Source organism: Ruegeria sp. CF1 (assembly GCF_056537445.1).
This window is the reverse complement of record NZ_JBQFRN010000008.1, coordinates 161,971-185,890: the sequence shown is the minus strand read 5'-3', so window position 1 is coordinate 185,890 and position 23,920 is coordinate 161,971. Positions and strand designations below refer to the sequence as shown.

Here is a 23,920-nt window from a genome sequence, read left to right as displayed (position 1 = left end):
AAAGGCCCCGCGAAATCGCGGGGCCTTTCTTAGTTATTGAGGGTGCCTATTCGCGGCTTTCCGGTGTTTCCACCAGAACGTCCAGCTCATCACCGACCATGTCGTCGTCGAAGGTCGGAGCGGCCAGAGCAGCGGCTGCTTCGGCCTCTTCCCTGCGCGCTTCGATAACCACGTTGTCACGCGACTGCGCGATGTGGCGGACGGCCTGAGTGGCCCCACCGGTCCCGGCGGGGATCAGACGACCAACGATTACGTTCTCTTTCAGGCCAACCAGCTTGTCTTTCTTGCCCTGAACCGAGGCTTCGGTCAGCACGCGGGTGGTTTCCTGGAACGACGCCGCCGAGATGAACGAACGCGTCTGCAGCGAAGCTTTGGTGATCCCCAGAAGGATCGGCTCACCCTGAGCCGGACGACCGCCACGCGAGATAGTCTTCTCGTTGGCTGCGTCGAACTCCTGCTTGTCGACATGTTCGCCTTTCAACAGGGTGGTGTCGCCTGAATCCAGGATCTCCCACTTCTGCAGCATCTGGCGCACGATGACTTCGATGTGCTTGTCATTGATCTTCACGCCCTGCAAGCGGTAGACGTCCTGCACCTCATCGATCATGTAATCCGCCAGCGCTTCGACACCCATAATCGACAGGATGTCATGCGGAGCCGGGTTACCGTCCATCAGGTATTCACCCTTCTGGATGAAGTCCCCTTCGGCGACCGGGATGTGCTTGCCCTTGGGTACCATGTATTCGATGGTCTCCATGGACTCGTCAGCCGGTTCGATGCTGATGCGGCGCTTGTTCTTGTAGTCGCGGCCAAAGCGCACGTAACCATCGGCTTCTGCGATGATCGCGTGATCTTTCGGACGACGGGCTTCGAACAGTTCGGCCACACGTGGCAGACCACCGGTGATGTCCTTGGTCTTGGCGCCTTCACGCGGGATACGCGCGACAACGTCACCGGCTTCGATTTGCTGGCCATCTTCGACCGACAGGATCGCATCCACCGACATCGGATAGTGAACCGGGTTGCCCGCGTCATTGCGGACCGGCTCGCCATCTTCACCAACCAGAATGATCTCGGGCTTGAGGTCGCTGCCTTTGGGGGCCGCGCGCCAGTCGATCACGATCTTCTGGGTCATGCCGGTTGCATCGTCGGTCTCATCCCGGACCGCAAGGCCCGAAACAAGGTCGACATATTTCGCGGTACCGGCTTTCTCGGCGATGATCGGCAGGGTGTAGGGATCCCATTCGAACAGCTTGTCGCCACGAGCAACCTTGGTGCCGTCCTTGACGAACAGCTTGGAGCCATAGCCCAGCTTGTGGCTGGCACGCTCTTCGCCGTGTTCGTCGCTGATCACCAGCTTCATGTTCCGGCCCATAACGAGGCTTTCGCCTGCGGCATTGACCAGAATCTGCGGGTTCTCGAAGGAAACGACGCCTTCCTGGCTGGCTTCCTGGAACGACTGCTGACCACCTTGCGCAACACCACCGATGTGGAAAGTACGCATCGTCAGCTGCGTACCGGGTTCACCAATGGACTGCGCGGCGATGATGCCGACAGCCTCACCTGTGTTCACCATCGTGCCGCGTGCAAGGTCACGACCGTAGCAGGTGGCGCAGACGCCTTCCTCGGACTCACAGGTCAGAGGCGAGCGGATGCGCATCGACGCAACACCAGCTTCGTCAACGGTGTCCGCCATGCGTTCGTCGATCAACTGACCAGCGGCCACGATCACCTCATCCGTGCCCGGACGCAGAACATCGTCAGCCGCCACACGACCCAGCACACGTTCGGCCAGCGAGGCAACAACCTCACCGTCATTCACGGCGGCTTCGGCTGTGATCGCACGCTCAGTACCACAGTCGATCTCGCGAACGATGCAGTCCTGTGCGACGTCCACCAGACGACGGGTCAGGTAACCCGAGTTCGCCGTCTTCAGAGCGGTATCCGACAGACCCTTACGGGCACCGTGGGTCGAGTTGAAGTACTCGAGAACGGTCAGACCTTCTTTAAAGTTCGAGATGATCGGCGTCTCGATGATGTCACCGTTCGGCTTGGCCATCAGGCCACGCATACCGCCCAGCTGTTTCATCTGAGTGACCGAGCCACGCGCACCGGAGTGGGCCATCATGTAGACTGAGTTCGGCTCTTGATCTGACCCGTCTTCGGCCTTGGCAACGTCCGAGATGGTGCTCATCATCGCTTCGGTGACGCGGTCGTTACACTTCGACCAGGCATCAACAACTTTGTTGTACTTTTCGCCCTGAGTGATCAGGCCGTCCATGTACTGCTGTTCAAAGTCCTTCACCTGACCGCGGGTGTCATCAACGATGCCCCACTTGTCATCCGGGATGACCATGTCGTCCTTACCGAACGAGATGCCCGCCTTGAACGCTTCTTTGAAGCCCATCGACATGATCTGGTCACAGAAGATAACCGACTCTTTCTGACCGCAGTAACGGTAGACGGTGTCGATCACCTGCTGCACTTCTTTCTTCCGCAGCAGGCGGTTGACCAGCTCGAACGGGGCTTTGTTGTTCATCGGCAGCAATGCACCCAGACGCAGACGGCCCGGAGTGGTTTCATAGCGCTTCTGAACTTCGTTGCCTTCGTCGTCGATCTGCGTGATCCGCGCGGTGATTTTCGAGTGCAGATGCACCTCCCCCGCGTCCAGCGCGTGCTGAACTTCTTCGATCGAACCGAAGACCTTGCCTTCGCCCGGCATGCCTTCGCGTTCGAGGGTCACATAGTACAGACCCAAGATCATATCCTGCGACGGAACGATAATGGGCGCGCCGTTCGCAGGCGACAGAACGTTGTTCGTCGACATCATCAGAACACGGGCTTCCAGCTGCGCCTCAAGGCTCAGCGGGACGTGAACGGCCATCTGGTCGCCGTCGAAGTCGGCGTTAAAGGCCGAACAGACCAGCGGGTGCAGCTGGATGGCTTTACCTTCGATCAGAACCGGCTCGAACGCCTGAATGCCAAGACGGTGCAGCGTCGGCGCACGGTTCAGCATGACAGGGTGTTCGCGGATCACCTCGTCGAGGATATCCCACACTTCGGGACGCTCTTTCTCGACCAGTTTCTTCGCCTGTTTGACAGTCGAAGACAGACCCTTGGCTTCAAGGCGCGAGTAGATGAACGGCTTGAACAGCTCCAGCGCCATCTTCTTGGGCAGACCACACTGGTGCAGCTTGAGTTCCGGGCCGGTCACAATGACCGAACGGCCCGAGAAGTCGACGCGTTTCCCCAGAAGGTTCTGACGGAAGCGACCCTGCTTACCTTTCAGCATGTCCGACAGCGATTTCAGCGGGCGCTTGTTGGCGCCGGTGATCACGCGACCACGACGGCCGTTGTCGAACAGAGCGTCAACGGATTCCTGCAGCATCCGCTTTTCGTTGCGGACAATGATGTCAGGTGCACGCAGTTCGATCAGACGCTTCAGACGGTTGTTCCGGTTGATGACGCGGCGATACAGATCGTTCAGATCCGAGGTCGCGAAACGGCCACCATCCAGCGGAACCAGCGGACGCAGTTCCGGCGGGATGACCGGGATTACGGTCATCACCATCCATTCGGGACGGTTGCCCGACTCGAGGAAGGATTCAACAACCTTCAGACGCTTGATGATCTTCTTGGGCTTCAGCTCGCCGGTTGCTTCGGCCAGATCAGCGCGCAGCTGCTCGGCTTCGGCTTCCAGATCGATCTGGGCCAGCATCTCGCGGATGGCTTCGGCACCGATATTGGCGGTGAACGCGTCCATGCCATAGGCATCCTGCGCGTCCATGTACTCTTCTTCGGTCAGCATCTGGCCGTAGGTCAGGTCGGTCAGACCAGGCTCGATGACGACGTAGTTTTCAAAGTACAGAACACGTTCCAGATCGCGCAGCGTCATGTCAAGCATCAGACCGATGCGGGACGGCAGCGATTTCAGGAACCAGATGTGTGCGACGGGCGCGGCCAGTTCGATGTGGCCCATACGCTCGCGGCGGACTTTCTGCAGGGTGACTTCCACACCGCATTTCTCGCAGACAACGCCGCGATATTTCATCCGCTTATATTTGCCGCATAGACATTCGTAATCTTTGATCGGGCCAAAGATACGCGCGCAGAACAGACCGTCACGCTCGGGCTTGAACGTGCGGTAGTTGATGGTTTCGGGTTTCTTGATCTCACCATAGGACCAAGACAGGATCCGTTCAGGGCTGGCCAGCGAAACCTTGATCTCGTCAAAGACTTTCGGCGGTGTCAGCGGGTTGAACGGGTTGTTGGTGATTTCCTGGTTCATTTTGATACCTCAAATTTTGCGGAAGGGGGGACGGGAGGAAGGGCCGAGGCCCTTACTCCTCAACCTCCGCATCCAGGAGTTCCATATTCAGGCCGAGGCCACGGACTTCTTTAACCAGAACGTTGAACGATTCCGGTACGCCCGCTTCAAAGTTATCCTCGCCCTTGACGATCGACTCATAGACCTTGGTCCGACCGGCGACGTCATCCGATTTCACGGTGAGCATCTCCTGCAAGGTGTAGGCGGCGCCGTAAGCTTCCAGAGCCCAGACCTCCATCTCACCAAAGCGCTGACCACCGAACTGCGCCTTACCACCCAGCGGCTGCTGGGTAACCAGGCTGTACGGCCCGGTCGAACGCGCGTGGATCTTGTCGTCCACCAGGTGGTGCAATTTCAGCAGGTACTTGATGCCCACGGTGACCGGGCGCGCGAATTGCTCACCGGTGCGACCGTCGAACAGAACCGACTGACCGCTTTCCGAGAAGCCCGCACGCACCAGCGCGTCGTTGACGTCTGCTTCTTTGGCACCGTCGAAGACCGGAGTAGCGATCGGAACACCACGGGTCACGTTGCCCGCAGCCTCGATCAGGCCATCCTCGTCCAGACCGGTGATGCCTTCTTCGTAGACATCCTCGCCATAAGCCAGCTTCATCGCTTCGCGCACCGGGGTCAGATCGCCGGAACGGCGGTACTCACCCAGAGCCTCATCGATGTTTAGACCCAGACCGCGTGCGGCCCAACCCATGTGGGTTTCAAGGATCTGACCGACGTTCATACGCGAAGGCACACCCAGCGGGTTCAGACAGAAGTCAACCGGAGTACCATCGGCCAGGAACGGCATGTCTTCCATCGGAACAACCTTGGAGATAACACCTTTGTTCCCGTGACGACCGGCCATCTTGTCGCCCGGCTGCAGCTTACGCTTCACGGCGATGAAGACTTTGACCATCTTCATCACACCCGGCGGCAGGTCGTCGCCACGACGGACTTTCTCGACCTTGTCCTCGAAACGGGCGTCCAGAGCACGCTTTTGCACTTCGTATTGCTCGTTCAGAGCTTCAACGATCTGTGCATCCTGCTCGCCTTCCAGCGCCAACTGCCACCACTGACCGCGGGTCAGGGTTTCCAGCAGATCCTCGGTGATCACCGACCCTGCCTTGACGCCTTTCGGGCCTTTGACAGCGGTTTTACCCAGGATCAGACCTTGCAGACGCGCGTAGATGTTGCGGTCAAGAATCGCCAGCTCGTCGTCCCGGTCACGGGCCAGACGTTCGACTTCCTCACGCTCGATCTGCAGCGCACGCTCGTCTTTCTCGACGCCGTGACGGTTGAAGACGCGGACCTCAACGACCGTACCGTAGTCACCCGGCTTCACGCGTAGCGAGGTGTCGCGCACGTCAGATGCTTTCTCACCAAAGATGGCGCGCAGCAGCTTTTCTTCCGGGGTCATCGGGCTTTCGCCCTTCGGAGTGATCTTGCCGACCAGAATATCGCCCGGCTCAACATCCGCACCGATGTAAACGATGCCTGCCTCGTCGAGGTTGCGCAGCGCTTCTTCACCGACGTTCGGAATGTCGCGGGTGATCTCTTCCGGGCCCAGCTTGGTGTCGCGGGCGGCGACTTCGAACTCCTCGATATGGACCGAGGTGAAGACGTCGTCACGCGCGATACGTTCCGAGATCAGGATCGAGTCTTCGTAGTTGTAACCGTTCCACGGCATGAACGCGACGACCACGTTCTTACCAAGCGCCAGTTCACCCATATCGGTCGACGGACCGTCGGCAATGACTTCGCCCTTTTGGACGGTGTCACCCACCTTGATCAGCGGACGCTGGTTGATGCAGGTGTTCTGGTTCGACCGCTGGAACTTGCGCAGACGATAGATGTCAACGCCAGCGTCACCCAGTTCCAGATCTTCGGTGGCGCGGATAACGATACGCTGGGCATCAACCTGGTCGATGATACCGGCGCGTTTCGCCTGAATCGCGGCACCCGAGTCGATCGCAACCTTTTCCTCGATGCCGGTACCGACCAGCGGAGCCTCGGCCCGCAGCAGCGGAACCGCCTGACGTTGCATGTTCGAGCCCATCAGAGCGCGGTTGGCGTCGTCATTTTCAAGGAATGGGATCAGCGATGCAGCAACCGAGACCAGCTGTTTCGGCGACACGTCGATCAGGTCCACATTCTCGCGCGGGGCCAGAGTGTAGTCACCAGCCTGACGGGTCGAAACCAGATCGTTGATGAACTTGCCATCGGCGTCCAGGGTCGCGTTCGCCTGCGCCACGGTGTGACGCATTTCCTCGGTCGCGGACATGTAGTGTACCTCATCGGTCACCTCGGCGTCTTTGACGACGCGGTAGGGTGTTTCGATGAAGCCATACTTGTTCACGCGGGCAAAGGTGGCCAGCGAGTTGATCAGACCGATGTTCGGACCTTCTGGCGTTTCAATCGGGCACATCCGGCCATAGTGGGTCGGGTGCACGTCGCGCACCTCAAAGCCCGCACGCTCACGCGTCAGACCGCCCGGGCCAAGCGCCGAGAGACGGCGTTTGTGGGTGACTTCCGAAAGCGGGTTGGTCTGGTCCATGAACTGCGACAGCTGCGATGAGCCAAAGAATTCACGAACAGCAGCCGCAGCTGGTTTCGCGTTGATCAGGTCCTGCGGCATGACGGTGTCGATCTCGACAGACGACATACGCTCTTTGATCGCGCGCTCCATGCGCAGCAGGCCAACGCGGTACTGATTTTCCATCAGTTCGCCGACCGAACGCACACGACGGTTGCCGAGGTGGTCGATATCGTCCACGTCGCCTTTGCCGTCACGCAGTTCCACCAGCGCCTTGATGCAGGCCACGATGTCTTCGCGGCGCAGCGTGCGCAGGGTGTCCGGCGCGTCCAGAGCCAGACGCATGTTCATCTTCACACGACCAACGGCGGACAGGTCATAGCGCTCGCTGTCGAAGAACAAGGTGTCGAACAGAGCCGACGCAGCCTCGACGGTGGGAGGCTCGCCCGGACGCATGACGCGGTAGATGTCCATCAGCGCGCTTTCACGGTTCAGGTTCTTGTCCTGAGCCATGGTGTTGCGCATGTAGGGGCCAACGTTGACGTTGTCGATGTCCAGAACCGGGATGTCGGTGATACCCGCATCCATCAGGTCCTTGACAGTACCACCGATCAGGTCGCCGTCTTTATCATACTCTAGGGTCAGCTCATCACCGGCTTCGACATAGATCGCGCCGTTTTCTTCGTTGATGATGTCCTTGGCGACATACTTGCCGACGATGTTGTCGAAGGGCACCAGCAGGTCGGTAACAGCACCTTCGTCGATCAGCTTCTTGACCGCGCGAGGGGTGACTTTCTTGCCCGCTTCGGCAATCACTTCGCCCGATTTCGCGTCGATCAGATCATATGTCGGACGGGTACCGCGCACACGCTCGGGGAAGAAGGGCGTGACCCAGCCTTTCTTCTTGTCCAGCTTGTAGGACACGGTGTTGTAATACGCGTCCATGATCGCTTCCTGATCCAGACCCAGCGCATAAAGCAGGGTTGTCACAGGCAGTTTGCGACGACGGTCGATACGGGCGAACACGATGTCCTTGGCGTCGAACTCAAAGTCCAGCCAGCTGCCGCGATACGGGATGATGCGGCAGGCAAACAGCAGCTTGCCCGATGAATGGGTCTTGCCCTTGTCGTGATCAAAGAACACACCGGGCGAACGGTGCATCTGGCTGACGATCACACGCTCGGTACCGTTCACGATGAAGGTGCCGTTCGGTGTCATCAGGGGCATATCGCCCATGAACACGTCCTGTTCTTTGATGTCTTTGACCGATTTCGCGCCGGTGTCCTCATCGACATCAAACACGATCAGACGCAGAGTGACCTTGAGCGGCGCGCTGTAGGTCATGTCGCGCTGCATACACTCTTCGACGTCGTATTTGGGTTTTTCCAGATCGTATTTCACGAACTCCAGCACGGAGGTTTCGTTGAAATCCTTGATCGGGAAAACCGACTGGAACACGCCTTTGATGCCTTCGCCGTCTGTAGGCTGTTCTGCATCGCCGGAGCGCAGGAAAAGATCATAAGAAGATTTCTGTACCTCAATGAGGTTCGGCATTTCCAAAACTTCGCGGATTTTGCCGTAATATTTACGAAGACGTTTCTGGCCAAGGAACGTTTGAGCCATGTCAGATGTCACCTTTCGATGTTCTCAGCGGGCAAAGACACCGTCGGGCCCCGGCATCTTGCACAATCGAGACGACACGTCCGGATCAATTCGTGGCCACCGTCCCGAAGGCGGCCTCCCGATCCGAAAACCGTGTCTTAGAAAACGCCCCCTGGGTTGAGGCCCTTTCTAAGACAGGTTCGGCTGGACCCGGATTTCTCCGGACCCAGCCAAATTTTGCGGCGCATCAGCGATGCGCCTGTCGGTTGGCTTAGGCCAGCTCGACTTCGGCGCCAGCTGCTTCCAGCTTGCCTTTGACTTCCTCGGCTTCGTCTTTCGACACGCCTTCTTTGATCTTGCCGCCAGCTTCGACCAGCTCTTTGGCCTCTTTCAGGCCCAGACCGGTGATGCCGCGAACTTCTTTGATCACGTTGATTTTCGAAGCGCCGGCGTTCTTCAGAACGACGTCGAATTCGGTTTTCTCTTCCTCAGCTGCGCCACCGGCGTCGCCACCAGCTGCAACCATTACGGCGCCGCCAGCTGCAGGCTCGATGCCGTATTCGTCTTTGAGGATGGTTTTAAGTTCTTGTGCTTCCAGCAGGGTCAGACCCACGATGCTTTCTGCGAGTGCTTTCAGATCAGCCATTGTATTAGCTCTTTCCGTTTTACAGTGTGTGTTCCAACGTCAGGGTGGATCCCCTACGCAGATCATTCAGTGCCAACCGCTTACGCAGCTTCCGCCTTCTCTTCGATGGTGGAAAGGATGCTTGCGATGTTGCTTGCAGGTGCGCCAATCGCGCCGGCGATGTTCGAAGCAGGTGCGCCAATGCAGCCCACGATCGAAGCAATAAGCTCTTCACGAGACGGCATTTTCGAAACGGCTTCAACGCCTTTGCGGTCCAGAGCGTTCTCGCCCATTGCACCGCCAAGGATCTCAAAATTCTTGTTATCCTTGGCGAAGTCCTCGGCCACCTTGGCAGCTGCCACAGGGTCCTCGGAATAGGTCAGAACGGTCATCCCTGTCAGCAGGTCGGCCATGCTTTCACACGGCTTACCCTCAAGGGCGATTTTGGCGAGCCTGTTCTTGGCAACACGCACGGCACCACCCGCGTCACGAGCACGTGCGCGAAGGTCCTGCATCTCGGCAACTGTCAGACCGGCGTAGTGCGAAACCACTACGACGCCAGAGCTTTCGAAGATTTGGCCGAGTTCCTCGACCACTTTCTCTTTCTGGGCTCTATCCACAGTTCTCTCCAAGTTAGGGGTGATATCTCACCCCGGCTCATATTTGCCGCAGCTTTCGCTCCGGCGTTCAGGTCCGTTGTTACGGGATTGGCCAAAATGCGCCCGAGGATCGTGACCCTCAGAATTCTTTGGTCTTACCCGTCTCAGGCAGGGAATTAAGGGGCCAGATGGACCCACCCACCGTCTTGGACGAAACGAAATAAAGCGCACGACGAATCGCACGCTTTATTCCGCAGGTCTACTTAGGACAGATAGGCCGGGTTTCCAAGAGGTAAATTTAGGCGGCTTGCACCTCCCGCGCAGGGGCTGCCACATAGTTGAAATTGTTCTGAGGCATCTCGGTTTCCAGAAAACGAGCCGACACTAAGGCTTGCGGATTTCGCTACGCGCACCATAGCTTCGCCCCAGCCACGACTTAGCGCCTATCCGCATATTGATCTAGACAAGTATTCCTCCAGTTTATCCCGTGACGCAAATGCGACTGTTGCTTGAGGACACGATGATGCGGTGCTTTCAACCGATACTAAAGTCGTGCTGAAGCAAAGGTGCAAACTTGCGGCGCGCCCTTCGCCAAGCGAAATGAAACAGCGGGTCCGGTATCCGCCAATTTTCACCGTAACTCTGCGCCAGCAATGCGGGCGCGTCCTGCGGTAGCATGATTTCCCCACCGTTAAGAGATTTAAGCGGGAAAATCGCGCTTTCCGGCAGATCATAAAGTGAGTACGGATACACGCTAAAGCGCCCGTTTTCCGTCCAAGCCGGAAACAGATCGATATCAATACCCAAGTTATTTTTGACTTTGAATATAGGTATGCTGTTTTTTAGCGAATTGGCATCCAAGCAATCGCTTTCCAGCAATTCTCGCTGATATTCGGCCCATTTTCCTGCAACACCTTCAAGCGTTGACTCACCCAGATACACCGCAAAATCGACATCGTCGTCGTGACCAATCAATCCACCCTCGCGAACATGACCCAACAAAGCGCCAGCGTACAGAATGATCGGCTTCCCCAAACGAATTACGGGTTTAAGCTCGGCGTCAAGTTTTGAAAAGATTTCATCACCAGCCTTTTCCCCGAATGTTCTGTTATAGCCATGCGGTGTAATGAAATCGGGATGTAGCGTCTGCTTCACGCGCTCAAAAAATGAGGCAAAGCGCGCCTCTTTGCCCTGATCCGCATAGCGAGTCTCCATATGCTTTAGCCTACCGTGCGTACGGGCAGGCTTTGTTCTCCCATGGCAGCAAAGAAGGATATAGGTCTCTTCCCAGTCATCAAAGAGCGCTTGGTTTTCCAAGCGCTTTATTGGTTCCTTTAGCGAATTGACAGCCAAACGCGTTTTACGAGGCCGTGGTAGTGCAGTTTGTGCCGCAGCATGGGTAAAAACATGCTCTCGAAGTGAGGCAAGCTCCTTGATTAATTCTTCTTCTGTCATGGTGTTTTTTCATAGATCGCGCGGGCGACGATCGCATCTTCTGTTTTATATTTTGCGAAACCACTGCCTTCGACGCCATAACACTTTCGGAATTCTGAGGCTTCCATTTTTGAATCCAGATTCGTCGCACTTACGTATCGCCGAAAATGCGGCGCCGCAATTTTCGTTGTGGCTCGGTCCGCCAACGTTCGATATTCGAACGCCACGACGTCGCCAGGCTTGCACCCGCTCCGCAGCGCCCGGATCAGAGCATCTTCTTCATCATCTGTGATCGCATGCAAAAAGAACCGAGCATAAACGCAAACGATTTCAGATCGTCGCTCGGACAACACACGCTCAACCAATCCATCTTCGAGATTGGTCTGAACAAATTCAAGATCGTCGCCGCCCTGCTTTTGTGCATGCTTTTGCGCTGACGCAATCGCTGCCTCAGACGCATCCATGCCGGTCACTTTGAACCCGTGTCGTGAAAAGAAAAAACTGTCACGGGCATTCCCACACCCTACGTCGATGACATGTGACTGCCGATCAATCTCATTTGCCACAAACGCTGCGAATTGCGACGGCAAGGTAAGCTCCCATGACCCTGCCGATTTCGCATAAAACTGGTCCCAAAAGGCGCGTCGATCTTCTGGAAGTGATTTCTGACGAATATTTTGGTTCATTGATGGGTATTCTCGAACAGCTACTACACGACAATGGGGGAACTGTGTCAGACCGCACCCCCTAGTTCAATCGCTTCTTTAGCCACCGCTGCTGAGGCATTGAATCTATGTTTGTGCGTATCGCTGCTTTTTAGTCAGCGTAGCTGTAACCGGGTTTGAAATTGGCAAAACTTCAAGATTTCAATTGAGGTGCAAGCAACCACGCTATCACACAGCTACAGCCTGTTTCTCATGTGGCACGCAATAAAAATCCCGGGCAGTTCTCACTACCCGGGATCAAGTTCTCACAGCTTAACGCTAAGGCTTATTCGCCCGCAGCAGCCGCCACGTCCAGAGTCACACCCGGGCCCATAGTCGAGCTCAGCGCGATTTTCTTCATATAGGTGCCTTTGGCACCCGACGGCTTGGCCTTGGCCACAGCCGAGATGAAGGCACGGACGTTTTCGACCAGCTTGGCTTCGTCGAAGGACGCTTTGCCAACACCGGCGTGCACAACGCCGCCTTTTTCCGCTTTGAACTGAACTTCACCACCTTTTGCTGCTTCCACAGCCGCTTTCACGTCCATGGTCACGGTGCCAACTTTGGGGTTCGGCATCAGGTTGCGGGGGCCGAGCACTTTACCCAGACGACCGACGATCGGCATCATGTCCGGGGTTGCAATGCAGCGATCAAATTCGATGGTGCCGCCCTGAATGGTTTCCATCAGGTCTTCCGCGCCAACGATATCTGCGCCCGCTTCTTTCGCTTCGTCTGCCTTGGGGCCACGAGCAAATACAGCGACGCGCATCGCTTTGCCGGTACCGTTCGGCAGGCCAACAACGCCGCGAACCATCTGGTCCGCGTGACGGGTGTCAACGCCGAGGTTCAGAGCGATCTCGATGGTCTCGTCGAATTTTGAGGTTGCGTTGCCTTTGACCAGGGAAACAGCTTCTTCGACCGACAGGTTTTCCTTGCCAGCGACAGCTTCGCGCGCAGCGCGGGTACGTTTACCGAGTTTTGCCATCTTACTTCACCTCGATGCCCATTGAGCGGGCCGAGCCCAGGATGATCTGCATTGCGCCTTCGACGTCGTTGGCGTTCAGATCTTTCATTTTGGCTTCGGCGATTTCACGAACCTGCTTCGAGGTTACGGTTGCCACGGTCTCACGACCTGGGTTTTCCGCACCACGAGGGCGGTTCCGCTTGCCGACCGGCTTCAGACCAGCCGCTTTTTTCAGGTAGTAAGACGCGGGCGGCGTCTTGATGTCCATGGTGAAGGACTTGTCCTGATAGTAGGTGATCACGGTCGGGCACGGGGCGCCGGGCTCCATGTCTGCGGTCTTGGCGTTGAACGCCTTGCAGAATTCCATGATGTTGATGCCGCGCTGACCCAGCGCCGGACCAACTGGCGGCGACGGGTTCGCCTGACCTGCAGGAACCTGCAGCTTCATTGTACCAGCAAGCTTCTTGGCCATTTGGTTTTCCTTTCAACTTAGGTGAAACGCGTTTCACCCAGACTATGTTGCGTGGTCCGATCCGGGATCGCGATCCCAGCAACCTCCCACGAGAGAATCTCGCCCGAAGACGATAGGGGCGGCACTTACAGCGGAACGGCGGGGTTGGCAAGTGGCCTGCCCTGCTCTCACACATCGAATCAAGCCCCCAAGTGGGTCTTATACGCTCACGGAGTACAGATCGTTACTAACAAGGTGCGACTGACAACTCTTAAGAAATTAATATCAATGCAGAATCTGCGCGGTGGTTGCGGGATGGTCGGGTTTCCGCCACCCCCCTCACCTCAATACTCGCAGCTGTGCTATACTCGACGAAATTAGTATTTTTGGTGGAGGTTAATTATGATCATTCGTTTATTAATAACAGTTGGCATCGCGCTGTCATTTGCGGCGTCTTCTCCTCAGACCGCGCGGGCCGATGCTGGCGAGATACTGGGCGGTGCTGTGGTTGGTGGCGTCATCGGCTACGCTATCGGCCGGGATCAGCAGAGAAAACAGCAGGCCCGGACGAGGTCAACAACAACACGCACCTATCGCCCCGGAATTCCGTCGACCACACAAGGGGCGCAAACCCAGACCGCGCTCAACTATTTCGGCTACAATGCGGGTCGCGTTGATGGTCAAGTCGGTCGTGGCACACGGTCTGCGATCGAACGCTATCAGGTCTCGATGGGCTACCCCGTGAATGGCTATGACTTCCAGCCCTATCAGCGCGACTTCCTGATGCAGGCCTACTACTGGGCGACAAGCGGCGGTCAGACGACAACCCAACTCGCAGGCCAACCGCTTTTGATGGAATACCGTCGGCAGATACAAACCGGCTCTGCCCTGGCTGCTGCCCCTCAGGCACCAGCACAAGCCCCAGCAACCACGATTCCGGTTGTGGTTCCTCAAGCTCAGGAACCAGAGCCCGAGGCCAATACAACTGAAACCGCCTCTGCCAGCCTGCCAAGCCTGTTTTCCGGCGGGACCGGCGGCCCATCGCTGGCCAATCGGTGTAGCGGGGTGATGCTGCAGACCTCGACAAACGGGGGCTACACGACGCTGTCAAATATGACGGATGCCGATTTTGCCCTCAGCGAACAGTTCTGCCTTGCTCGCAGCTATGCAATGGCGCGTGGCGAAGATCTGATGGCGGATATCCAGGGGCTGACGCCGGATCAGGTGAGCGCACAATGCGACTCGTACGGCGAAATGTTGGCACCGCAAGTTGATGCGCTTTCGATCAGCTCGAAGGCAGAAGCTGAAACCCAGGTACGCAAGCTTGCGCTGGACTCGGGCCTCAGCCCCGCTGATCTTGCAGCGACAAGCAAGGTCTGCCTGTCGATGGGCTACCGTCAGGACAACATGGACACGGCAGTCGGTTCTGCATTGATGCTAGTCGCGATGGGTGAGCCTGCCTATGGAGAGTTGATCGGCCACCATCTGCGCGAAGGCTTCGGTGTGCAACAGCGTCGCGATCTTGCTATGCAGTGGTATGATGCCAGCCTTTCGGCACTGGATGCCGGTTCGCAAGCCGTCTTCCTGCCGTCCCAGACCGACCGCCCGCAACTGTTGCGTGCGGCTATGGTTCAAGCGCAGTAAGTCGCGCACTCAGTCGTTTCAGCCACTGCGAGGCTGAAACAAATAACGCCGCGGTGTCCGTTTGCATCGCGGCGTTCTATATTGAGGGTGCCATTATGCCGACCCCACCGGAACCGATCCCAAAACAGGACAAGATCGACGCTTTGATCGAGTGGATGGTTGACGGTGCCCGCCCAGCTGGAAATGCGGTCGATATCATCGAAGGTATCTGTACTCGTCTGCTGGATGCCGGTGTCGCCATCGACCGGTTCGGTTTGTTCATCTGGACGCTGCATCCCAATCTGATGGGCCGACGTTTCCTGTGGAAAGCGGGCGCTGGAGTCGACCGGGTCGACGCGCCGTCTCAATTGTTCACCGAGGCGATCTACACCGATAACCCCCTGCCGCATGTGATCGAGCGTCAGCAACCCATCCGCCGCCATCTGGAAGACCCCAGCTGCCCCGAGGATTACATCATTGTCGGCGAATTGCGCGAGCAGGGCTTCACCGATTACCTGGCGCAACCGCTGATCTATCTCAACGGCGATACCCATGTCTGCACCTGGTCAAGTGCCACGCCCGGTGGGTTTTCAGAGAGTGATCTGGCGATCCTGAACCGGGTTCGCGGTCCGCTCGCCCGCCTGACCGAAACCTATATGCTGCGGCTCGACGCGACCTACCTGCTGTCGACCTATGTCGGCCGTAACAGTGGCGCCCACATTCTGGACGGTAAAGTACATCGCGGTGATGGCAGCAAAATCGAGGCCGTTATCCTGTTTGCGGATCTCAAGGGATTTACCCGTCTTTCGAATTCGGTTTCCGGCGATACGCTGGTCCGGCTGCTGAATGACACGTTTGATTGCCTTGTCCCGTCGGTCATGGACCACGGCGGAGAGATTCTGAAGTTCATGGGCGACGGCTTTTTTGCCATCTTCCCAACCAGCACGGATCTTCCGCCAAAGGTGCAGATTCAGGCCGCCATCGCAGCGGTGCGCGAGGGTGTGGCGTCGCTGGCCGAGGCCGATTTCCAGCACAAGCTAGGCGTACGGACTGCGATCCATCATGGTCGCTTCCACTATGGAAATGTAGGTGGCGGGGATCGGCTGGATTTCACGGCCATCGGTCCCGACGTCAATTTGGCGGCTAGACTTGTAGCGGCGGCCACAGACTTGGATTGCGACCATGTCCTTTCGGATACAGCCGCAGCATTTCTCCCGAAACTCTGCGAACCGGTCGGAACTGTATCACTTAAAGGTTTTGGTGAGGATCAAACTGTCTGGCAGATGAGCACGCCCCAAACGTAAAAAGGGTGCCCATAAGGCACCCCAAACGATGGTTCGATGGAAACCAATCAGCTCTGCTTAGTGACCTGCGTAAAGTCCAGCTCGACCGGTGTTTCGCGGCCAAAGATCGAAACCGAAACTTTCAGTTTCTGGTTTTCGTCGTCCACACCTTCGACCATGCCGTCGAAATCCTCGAACGGGCCGTCGTTGACCTTGACCTTCTCGCCGACCTCGAAGCTGATCATCAGCTTGGGCGCTTCTTCACCTTCCTGAACGCGGTTGAGGATCTGGTTCACTTCGGCGTCGCGCATCGGCATCGGGCGGCCCTGAGGGCCCAGGAAGCCGGTAACGCGATTGATCGAGTTGATCAGGTGATAGCCCTGATCCGACATTTCCATGTGTACCAGCACGTAACCCGGCATAAAGCGGCGTTCGGTGGTGACCTTCTTGCCCCGGCGCACTTCGATCACCTCTTCGGTGGGCACCAGAACCTCGTCGATATCGTCTTCAAGGCCCTGCTCAGCCACCGACGTGCGGATCTGCTCTGCGATCTTCTTTTCGAAATTCGAAAGAACGCTGACCGAATACCACCGTTTCGCCATGAACCTGTCGTCCTTGTTTGCCTTTGGGCTGCGACGCATCGCGCCCTTCGTTGAAATCCTATTGCGTCACCCGGAATAAAAAGCGGCGCGCAGCCCGATTCGCCGCACGCCCATTCCGAATAGTCATGTCACCTACTCTGACATCGCAAGCTGTGCAAGGGGGCAGTCGCGTTTCAGCTTGCCCAAACCGGCTTAGCTAAACGCGCCGAGTACCAGTTGCAGACCGCCGCGAATGCCCAGATCAACCAGCGCAAAGAACACAGCCGTCAGCGCAGCCATGATGAACACCATGACCGTGGTCAACAGCACCTCACGACGGGTCGGCCAGACGACCTTTGCGACTTCGGCGCGGACCTGCTGAATGAACTGGATCGGGTTTAAGGTTGCCATGAGGCTACAATCTCTCTTCTAGCGGATGGGCCGGACATAGCCGGGCATTGCGGCAATTTCAAGGGCTGTTGACGCCTCTGTCAGGGCTTGGGCTTGTCATCCCATTCGTCGCTTAGGATACGGCGCGCATCGCCTTCCGGATCCTCATACTGGTTCGAGCGGACCGTGTAGATAAACGCAACCAAGCCAACCCCGCCCAAAAGCAGGGAAATCGGGATCAGATAGGCAAGCACTTCCATCAGAGTTACCTCAGCCGCAAGGCGTTCAGCGAAACAGTAATCGACGAGGTCGACATCGCCAATGCCGCAATAAGGGGTGTCGCCAACCCGGCAACGGCCAGCGGGACCGCGATGATGTTATAGACAGTGGCGATCCGGAAATTCTCGCGAATCCGACGCGTCGCCCTGACGGCTGTATCGCAAGCCTCAGCGATCGGGGACAGATCATTGCCCAGTAGCACGATATCCGACGCCACCCGCGCAGCATCCAAGGCGCTGGCCGGAGAAATCGAGACATGCGCCGCCGCCAATGCCGCCGTATCGTTCAGCCCATCGCCGACCATCAGAACGTGCCGACCCTGATCGCTTAGTTCCTGCACTTTGGCAGCTTTGTCTTGAGGCAAGGCCTGGGCGATCCAGTTCTCAATGCCAAGCTTGCCCGCCAAGGCCTGAACCGCGCCTTCCGTATCGCCGGAAATCAGGATGACGTCTTTGCCTGCCGCACGGAAAGCCGCGACCGCCTCGGCAGCGCCTGCGCGCAGACTGTCGGTAAAAGTAAAGCGCGATGGCGTCCGCGATTCGATTGCGAGCCAGGCTGCGGTCTGCTCACCATCTTCGCCGCCGACCCAGGCCGCTCGACCCAGCCGGACCTGCTGATCACGGTAAACGCCCTCAGTGCCATATCCCGGCACCTCAACAACATCGTGCAACTTGGCAGGCTTGATCCCGGCTTCACGCGCAGCCTTTGCAAGGGCAAGAGACAAGGGGTGCGAAGACGCTTCGGCCAATGCCAGAGCCAATTTCAAATCGGTACGCGAATGATCACCAAGATTGGTCAACTCAGGCGCACCGGATGTTAGGGTGCCGGTCTTGTCAAATACCACAGTATCCACTTCGGCCAGCCGTTCTAACGCGGTCGCGTGTTTGATCAGCATGCCGCTGCGGAACAATCGGCCTGATGCTGCAGTGGTTACCGCCGGCACTGCCAAGCCCAGCGCGCAGGGACATGTGATGATCAAAACCGCCGCAGCGATATTCAGCGCCGTCCGGATATCGCCCGAATAAATATACCATCCTAAGAAGCTGAGCGCGGAGAGTATATGCACCCCCGGCGCATAAAGCTTGGCCGCCTTGTCTGCCAGCGAGGTATACCGTGATCGGCCCGATTCAGCGATGGCTACCAGATCCGCCATACGGTGCAGCGAGGTATCTTCCCCGACTGCCGTCGCACGGATGGTCAGAGGGCCGGTCAGGTTAACCTCACCAGCACTGACGTTCAGCCCGGCCTCGGCAAAGACCGGGAGGGTTTCCCCGGTCAGCAGCGACCGGTCCAACTCGGACTGGCCCGAGATGATTTCGCCATCCACTGGCATACGCCCTCCGGGGCGCACCAGAATCAGATCACCCACGTTAAGGCTCGCCACCGCCACTTCCGCTTCGGTCCCATCCACTAGCCGGATGGCGCGCGGGACCTCCAGCGCGGTTAGTTCTTCGGCAGCCGAACGTGCCGCGGCACGGGTGCGATAGTCCAAATACCTGCCCGCTAGCAGGAAGAATGTCAGGGTCAAAGCCGCGTCGAAATAAGCATGTTCACCGCTGAGTGCAGTTTCCCAAAGCGACGTGACCAGAGCCAGCAGTATCGCCAAAACAATCGGCACATCCATATTCAACCGGCGTACGCGCAGAGCGCTCCAGGCGTTGGAAAAGAAAGGCTGGGCCGAGAATGCGATTGCAGGCAGCGCAATCGCCGCCGATATCCAATGGAACATGTCGCGCGTCGCATCGGTGGCGCCGGACCAGACCGACACCGATAACAGCATCACGTTCATCGAAGCAAAACCCGCCACTGCCAACCGCATCAGCAGATCGCGCCCGGCCTTATCGGTTTGCGTAGCCGAAAGCGCACCCGGATCCAGTTCGTGGGCTTCAAAGCCAGCGCGCTCCAACACCGGGATCAGATCATCGGCGCGCGTATCCGGTGCCGCCTTGATCATCGCGCGTTTCAGCGTGAGATTGACCCGCGCGTCTTCAACGCCGGGATGGGCATTCAACTCACGCTCGACCGTAGAGATGCAGGCCGAGCAGTGGATGCCCGGCAGCGACAGCGCGATCTGCACATCCTCTGGGATTGGCCGCGCCGCTTCCGCCGGGGCTGCGATGCAGCCAGGACAGGCTGCCCGAGATGGAGTGGCTTGCGCAACCATCTCTAACCTTTCACATACAGGGGCACACGTTGCGCGAACTCGGCACCATCTTTTGCTTTGGCCACAAGGCGAATGTTCCAGTTCCCTTCGCCAAGGGCAGCCGGAGCGGCATAGGCGATGCCATCAAAAGTAAAGTCCGGCGAGAAGTCTTCCTTCACATGGGTGGCGCGCCCCACCACGGCCTGCAGATCTGCCACTTCAACAGGGGAACCGGTCTGATCCGTTATGTATAGCACCAGCAGCCCTCCGGTCAGCTCGGCCTTGATGTTCCAACCCAAGGCCTGCTGTTCCTTCAAACGTTCATTGAACTCCTGGCTGGCTACATAAGAGTTCTTCACCTCAAGCCCCGGAAAGGTCTTGATTGCACTATAAGCCAAGACGAGGTTCACCGTGATGATCACGCCAAAGGCCGCGACAAATACCGCCAATGCGTGTTTGCCTGTGAATTGACGTTCTGCCATTCTCAGCTTCCTCGTCCGTTGAAACTGGTATCCTTGTAGGCCCGCTCACCACTTTCCAGATCTTCGACCCAGATGCGAACCGAGGTGCTGTCAGCCGCCGCTGGGGCAGTACCCTGCGGAGCGGTGATATAGACGCGGGTCAATTGTGCCGTATCTGCAGTGACATTAACAGTCTCGCCTTCAACACCTTCGATTTCAATCTGCAGCGATGGATCGCCCGCAATCGTCAGTTTGAATGGCCGATCCTCGCCATGTTTGTTGCGCAGGCGTACATCATAGGTGTTACGGATCGTGCCATCTGAAAGGGTAACGAAAGTCGGGTTCCGCACCGGCGCAACCGTCAAATCGATATCCGAACGAATGAACAGCGCAAAGAGCAATGCAAATCCGACCAGTGACCATAGCGCCGTGTACAGGATCGTGCGCGGACGCAGGATGTGTTTCCAAACGTTTTTGGGTGGCTGACCTTCGCGTTCGCGGGCCTCATCACTCAGCGCCATGTAATCGATCAGACCACGGGGCTTGCCTATCTTGGCCATCATGTCATCGCAGGCGTCGATGCAAAGTGCACAGGTAATGCATTCCAGTTGCTGACCGTCTCGGATGTCGATCCCTACCGGGCAGACATTGACGCAAGCCATACAATCGATGCAATCGCCCAGCTCGCTGTCAGCCGTACGTTTGCCTTTGCCGCGTGGTTCACCCCGCCATTCGCGATATCCGACGACCAGGGTATCCTCGTCCATCATCGCGGCCTGTATGCGCGGCCATGGGCAGGCATAGATGCAGATTTGTTCGCGTGCAAAGCCACCGAAGAAAAACGTGGTGCCGGTCAGAATCAGCATCGTCGTATAGGCCACTGGATGCGCGTTTCCGGTGACCAGATCACGCGCCAGAGTTGGTGCATCCGCAAAATAGAAAACCCAGGCGCCACCGGTCGCGAGCCCGATGAAGAACCAAGCGACCCACTTGGTCAGGCGCAGCCGCGCCTTGCGGAAATCCAGCTTTTTCTGCCTGTGCAGACGCAGGCGCGCATTACGGTCGCCCTCGATCCAGCGCTCGACAAGGATATACAGGTCCGTCCAAACCGTCTGCGGGCAGGCATATCCGCACCAGACCCGCCCAAGCGCCGAGGTGAACAGGAACAGACCCAATCCTGCCATGATCAGCAGCCCAGCGACAAAATAGAACTCGTGCGGCCAAATCTCGATCCAGAAGAAATAGAAGCGGCGGTTCGCCAGATCCAGAAGAACGGCCTGATCCGGAAGGCTTGGACCGCGATCCCACCTGATCCAAGGCGTCACATAGTAAATGCCCAGCGTCACCGCCATGATGATCCATTTCAGATTGCGAAACGGGCCGGACACACGTCTCGGGAAAATCGGCTCTCTGGCGGCGTAGAGACTGGGGGTGGGATTGGAATCGCTCACAGGCTGGCTCCGCAACTGGCTATTCTGAGTGTGTGTTCTTCCAGATCACGAGGCAAGGGACTTTGACATGGGTCAAAACGCGCATCGTGCAGACACCTTTAGACGCGTGAATTACTGCTGGCTTCGCGCTTCGCGCCTCAGCCAGTTGATGAAGATTTTCACGGATCGCCTAAGAGCTTGTTTTTGCGTAACTATATGATACCCGCGCGTATCCGGCTCGGCGAACAGTTCGACGATGCGGCCCGCATTGATGTCCGCTTCGACGAATTGTCGCACAGTGACGGTGACCCCTTGCCCAGACCGCAAACCATCCAGCAACAGGTTACCGGGAAGCTGCGTACGCCCCGCGCCGCGTTCGGGTCCGACACCTCGCTCAGTCAGCCATTTTGTCCCCTCAGTCGTGCCAATTTCCTCAAGCCACGGCAACTGCGCAAGTTCTGCCGGGGACCAATCGGTCTTGTTACCCAATAGTGTGGGTGAGGCGACGATGACCATCGGCGTCTGCAACAACATCTCACACTCCACCCCCGGCCAACCGCCGGCGCCATAACGGATCGCTACATCCACGCCACCCGGTTGCAGCTCGACCACCTCAAAGGTTGGATCTAGGATCAGGTTTACGTCGGGATGCGTCGCGCGGAAACTCGGCAGTCGCGGCATTAGCCAAGATGCAGCGAAGGAAGACGTCAGCGACACATGAACCGGGCGGTCCTGAGCCGAGCGAGCCAGATCACCCACAGCAGCCTCGATCGCACCAAATCCAAGCTGCAGGGCACGGGCCAGATGCTCACCTTCCGCGGTAAGTGTCAGCGCTTTGCCCGTTCGGTCCAGCAGAGCCGCGCCCAGATGTTTCTCGAGCGCGCGAAGCTGCTGACTGATTGCAGCGTGGCTAACATTGAGCGCAGCACCGGCCTCGACAACACTTCGCTTCTCAGCGAAGGCTGCAAAAGCCCTGAGAGAGGCCAACGGCGGCAGTGATAGCCAGTCCATATGTAAACCCTACTTACACATTGAAATGGTAATTGAGTCGCATTCGGCGTGCGAAAGGTCAATCTTAAAGCTCAGAAACAACTCTGCACAGGAGGGAAACCATGCTGACCGTATTCGCCAGATCTTTTTTGAACGCGACACGCATCAATACGCCTCACATCTACGATGCGCCAAAGCCGGGCCGTCGCAAGCGGCGCTGGCTGCCCGAACATCATTGGTGGAGAGAAAACCCGCGCGATGTAAATCTGAACGATCTTTGATACTGGTTTGAATGCCGTATCTGGACCGGCAGAGATTGCAGCCCTATTGTTTGAAAATCGGCACCGGCTGTTCTGGAAACGCGCGAACAGATGGAACAGCCGGTGCCTAGACCTTCGGGCGGGAGACCGCCCGGAGGTGTTCTTTTAACCCTTACTGACCACCACCCAACTGATGAACATACGCCGTCACGGCGCGGATTTGCGCGTCGGTCAGGCGATTTTCCCATGGGGGCATCACGCCAAAGCGGCTGTAGGTGACCGTCTCGGTCAGGGCCTCTTGGCTGCCGCCGTAAAGCCAGATCGCATCGGTCAGATTCGGCGCACCCTGGGAAACGTCGCCTTTGCCGTCATCACCGTGGCAAGCCGCGCAGTTGTCTTCGAACACAACCTTGCCTGCCTGCGCCGCCGCGTCATCGGTCTGGGCGTTGGTCAGGGACATGACGTATTGAACCACTTGAGTGATCTCATCCTTTTCGAGGATCTCACCAAAGGCCGGCATCTCGGAATAGCGCGCGTCGTCGCTTTCCTCGTTCCGGATGCCATAGGCGATGGTGTACTCGATATCCTCAAGCGAGCCGCCCCACAGCCAGGCATCATCCAGCAGGTTCGGGAAACCCGGCGCACCCTGCGCGCCCGATCCGTGGCACTGCGCACACCAGGTTCGGAACACAGCGCCACCAGAGTTAACTGCGTATTGTTGCAGCTCCGCGTCGGCCGAGATTTCTTCCAGCGGTGTTTCCACCAACTTGGCATTCCACGGCGCATTCGCTTCTTCGAACGCGACCATTTCCTGCTGCACCAGCTCGCGCGAGGACCAACCCAGCACACCGGCGGTTGCCGATTGAACCAAGGGCCATGCGGGGTACATGATCGTGTAGATCACGCCCCAAATGATGGTCGCGTAAAAGGTCCAAAGCCACCAGCGTGGCATCGGATTATCGAATTCCTCGATTCCGTCCCAGCTGTGACCCGTGGTGTTAGGATCGCCCGGCTGTTTTTCAGGTGTCTTACTCATTGCCGCGCCTCCTTGGATGTGGCGGGTTTGTCGTCGCCCCGACGGGGCGCTGGGGCATCAGCGTGCCGGAACGGGATGTTGGCGGTGTCCTTGTATTCCTTGCTGGCACCAGGGCGGAAAACCCAGATGATGATGCCAATAAAAAACGAGAACAGGAGCAGCAACATCCAGCTATCCGCGAACTGCCTTAGAATTGTGTATAGTTCCATCA

General features: G+C 57.6%; 21 protein-coding genes. 4 read left to right on the top strand and 17 right to left on the bottom strand.

Annotated features, from left to right (window positions below):
- Nucleotides 1-46 precede the first annotated feature (46 nt).
- The 6 genes from rpoC to ACRZ96_RS15210 all read right to left on the bottom strand — a co-directional run bounded on the left by rpoC (nucleotide 47) and on the right by ACRZ96_RS15210 (nucleotide 11,704).
- The gene (gene rpoC, locus ACRZ96_RS15235) at nucleotides 47-4,288 is read right to left on the bottom strand and encodes a DNA-directed RNA polymerase subunit beta' (protein ID WP_480563100.1); all 4,242 of its coding nucleotides are present in this window, start codon (nucleotides 4,286-4,288) and stop codon (nucleotides 47-49) included.
- 52 nt (nucleotides 4,289-4,340) lie between these two features.
- Entirely contained in the window at nucleotides 4,341-8,477 is a 4,137-nt protein-coding gene (gene rpoB / locus ACRZ96_RS15230) for a DNA-directed RNA polymerase subunit beta (protein WP_170398571.1), read from the bottom strand.
- Between the two features lie 250 nt (nucleotides 8,478-8,727).
- Nucleotides 8,728-9,102 carry a 50S ribosomal protein L7/L12 gene (gene rplL, locus ACRZ96_RS15225; RefSeq protein ID WP_010441182.1) on the bottom strand — a complete coding sequence of 125 codons (375 nt, stop codon included), beginning with the start codon at nucleotides 9,100-9,102 and terminating at the stop codon, nucleotides 8,728-8,730.
- A gap of 80 nt (nucleotides 9,103-9,182) precedes the next feature.
- Nucleotides 9,183-9,701 (bottom strand): 50S ribosomal protein L10, encoded by a 519-nt coding sequence (rplJ, locus tag ACRZ96_RS15220; RefSeq protein WP_170406495.1) that lies wholly within the window; start codon nucleotides 9,699-9,701, stop codon nucleotides 9,183-9,185.
- A 513-nt stretch (nucleotides 9,702-10,214) separates the two neighbouring features.
- Complete coding sequence (locus ACRZ96_RS15215; RefSeq protein ID WP_480705775.1) at nucleotides 10,215-11,135, bottom strand: hypothetical protein; 921 nt, start codon at nucleotides 11,133-11,135, stop codon at nucleotides 10,215-10,217.
- Nucleotides 11,132-11,704 carry a class I SAM-dependent methyltransferase gene (locus ACRZ96_RS15210; protein WP_480814797.1) on the bottom strand — a complete coding sequence of 191 codons (573 nt, stop codon included), beginning with the start codon at nucleotides 11,702-11,704 and terminating at the stop codon, nucleotides 11,132-11,134. Before ACRZ96_RS15210 ends, ACRZ96_RS15215 begins: the two co-directional genes overlap by 4 nt.
- An 11-nt stretch (nucleotides 11,705-11,715) precedes the next feature.
- Between ACRZ96_RS15210 and ACRZ96_RS15205 the strand changes: the two genes are divergently transcribed.
- Complete coding sequence (locus ACRZ96_RS15205) at nucleotides 11,716-11,865, top strand: hypothetical protein (RefSeq protein ID WP_480791467.1); 150 nt, start codon at nucleotides 11,716-11,718, stop codon at nucleotides 11,863-11,865.
- A 239-nt stretch (nucleotides 11,866-12,104) separates the two neighbouring features.
- Here ACRZ96_RS15205 and rplA read toward each other — a convergent pair whose 3' ends face one another.
- Both rplA and rplK read right to left on the bottom strand, forming a co-directional pair.
- Nucleotides 12,105-12,803, bottom strand: coding sequence for a 50S ribosomal protein L1 (gene rplA / locus ACRZ96_RS15200; RefSeq protein WP_010440987.1), 699 nt, complete (start codon nucleotides 12,801-12,803; stop codon nucleotides 12,105-12,107).
- A 1-nt stretch (nucleotide 12,804) separates the two neighbouring features.
- Entirely contained in the window at nucleotides 12,805-13,254 is a 450-nt protein-coding gene (gene rplK / locus ACRZ96_RS15195; RefSeq protein WP_010440985.1) for a 50S ribosomal protein L11, read from the bottom strand.
- A gap of 381 nt (nucleotides 13,255-13,635) precedes the next feature.
- Between rplK and ACRZ96_RS15190 the strand changes: the two genes are divergently transcribed.
- On the top strand, nucleotides 13,636-14,877 hold the full coding sequence (locus ACRZ96_RS15190) for a peptidoglycan-binding domain-containing protein (RefSeq protein ID WP_170398593.1): 1,242 nt from the start codon (nucleotides 13,636-13,638) through the stop codon (nucleotides 14,875-14,877).
- 95 nt (nucleotides 14,878-14,972) lie between these two features.
- Nucleotides 14,973-16,160, top strand: coding sequence for an adenylate/guanylate cyclase domain-containing protein (locus tag ACRZ96_RS15185; RefSeq protein ID WP_480771690.1), 1,188 nt, complete (start codon nucleotides 14,973-14,975; stop codon nucleotides 16,158-16,160).
- A gap of 47 nt (nucleotides 16,161-16,207) precedes the next feature.
- On the opposite strand, the gene nusG is transcribed toward ACRZ96_RS15185, so the two are convergent.
- The 7 genes from nusG to ACRZ96_RS15150 all read right to left on the bottom strand — a co-directional run bounded on the left by nusG (nucleotide 16,208) and on the right by ACRZ96_RS15150 (nucleotide 22,434).
- Nucleotides 16,208-16,741: a transcription termination/antitermination protein NusG gene (nusG, locus tag ACRZ96_RS15180; protein ID WP_152459924.1), complete on the bottom strand. Its 534-nt coding sequence runs from the start codon at nucleotides 16,739-16,741 to the stop codon at nucleotides 16,208-16,210.
- Nucleotides 16,742-16,933: 192 nt separating this feature from the next.
- Entirely contained in the window at nucleotides 16,934-17,131 is a 198-nt protein-coding gene (gene secE / locus ACRZ96_RS15175; RefSeq protein WP_170398600.1) for a preprotein translocase subunit SecE, read from the bottom strand.
- Between the two features lie 80 nt (nucleotides 17,132-17,211).
- Complete coding sequence (ccoS, locus tag ACRZ96_RS15170) at nucleotides 17,212-17,370, bottom strand: cbb3-type cytochrome oxidase assembly protein CcoS (RefSeq protein ID WP_074737762.1); 159 nt, start codon at nucleotides 17,368-17,370, stop codon at nucleotides 17,212-17,214.
- A 5-nt stretch (nucleotides 17,371-17,375) separates the two neighbouring features.
- Nucleotides 17,376-19,553, bottom strand: coding sequence for a heavy metal translocating P-type ATPase (locus ACRZ96_RS15165; protein WP_480814794.1), 2,178 nt, complete (start codon nucleotides 19,551-19,553; stop codon nucleotides 17,376-17,378).
- Nucleotides 19,554-19,555: 2 nt separating this feature from the next.
- A complete protein-coding gene (locus ACRZ96_RS15160; RefSeq protein ID WP_170406514.1) occupies nucleotides 19,556-20,014 on the bottom strand; it encodes a FixH family protein in 459 nt (152 codons plus the stop codon).
- Between the two features lie 2 nt (nucleotides 20,015-20,016).
- Nucleotides 20,017-21,444, bottom strand: coding sequence for a cytochrome c oxidase accessory protein CcoG (ccoG, locus tag ACRZ96_RS15155; RefSeq protein ID WP_170398610.1), 1,428 nt, complete (start codon nucleotides 21,442-21,444; stop codon nucleotides 20,017-20,019).
- 111 nt (nucleotides 21,445-21,555) lie between these two features.
- Complete coding sequence (locus tag ACRZ96_RS15150; protein WP_480705784.1) at nucleotides 21,556-22,434, bottom strand: LysR family transcriptional regulator; 879 nt, start codon at nucleotides 22,432-22,434, stop codon at nucleotides 21,556-21,558.
- Nucleotides 22,435-22,535: 101 nt separating this feature from the next.
- On the opposite strand from ACRZ96_RS15150, the gene ACRZ96_RS15145 reads away from it, so the two are divergent.
- Nucleotides 22,536-22,694, top strand: coding sequence for a hypothetical protein (locus ACRZ96_RS15145; RefSeq protein WP_170398617.1), 159 nt, complete (start codon nucleotides 22,536-22,538; stop codon nucleotides 22,692-22,694).
- A 151-nt stretch (nucleotides 22,695-22,845) separates the two neighbouring features.
- Here ACRZ96_RS15145 and ccoP read toward each other — a convergent pair whose 3' ends face one another.
- Together ccoP and ACRZ96_RS15135 are read right to left on the bottom strand one after the other, a co-directional pair.
- Entirely contained in the window at nucleotides 22,846-23,709 is an 864-nt protein-coding gene (gene ccoP / locus ACRZ96_RS15140) for a cytochrome-c oxidase, cbb3-type subunit III (RefSeq protein WP_170398621.1), read from the bottom strand.
- On the bottom strand, nucleotides 23,706-23,918 hold the full coding sequence (locus tag ACRZ96_RS15135; protein WP_170398624.1) for a cbb3-type cytochrome c oxidase subunit 3: 213 nt from the start codon (nucleotides 23,916-23,918) through the stop codon (nucleotides 23,706-23,708). The genes ccoP and ACRZ96_RS15135 overlap by 4 nt, the downstream gene beginning before the upstream one ends.
- Between the last annotated feature and the right edge of the window lie 2 nt (nucleotides 23,919-23,920).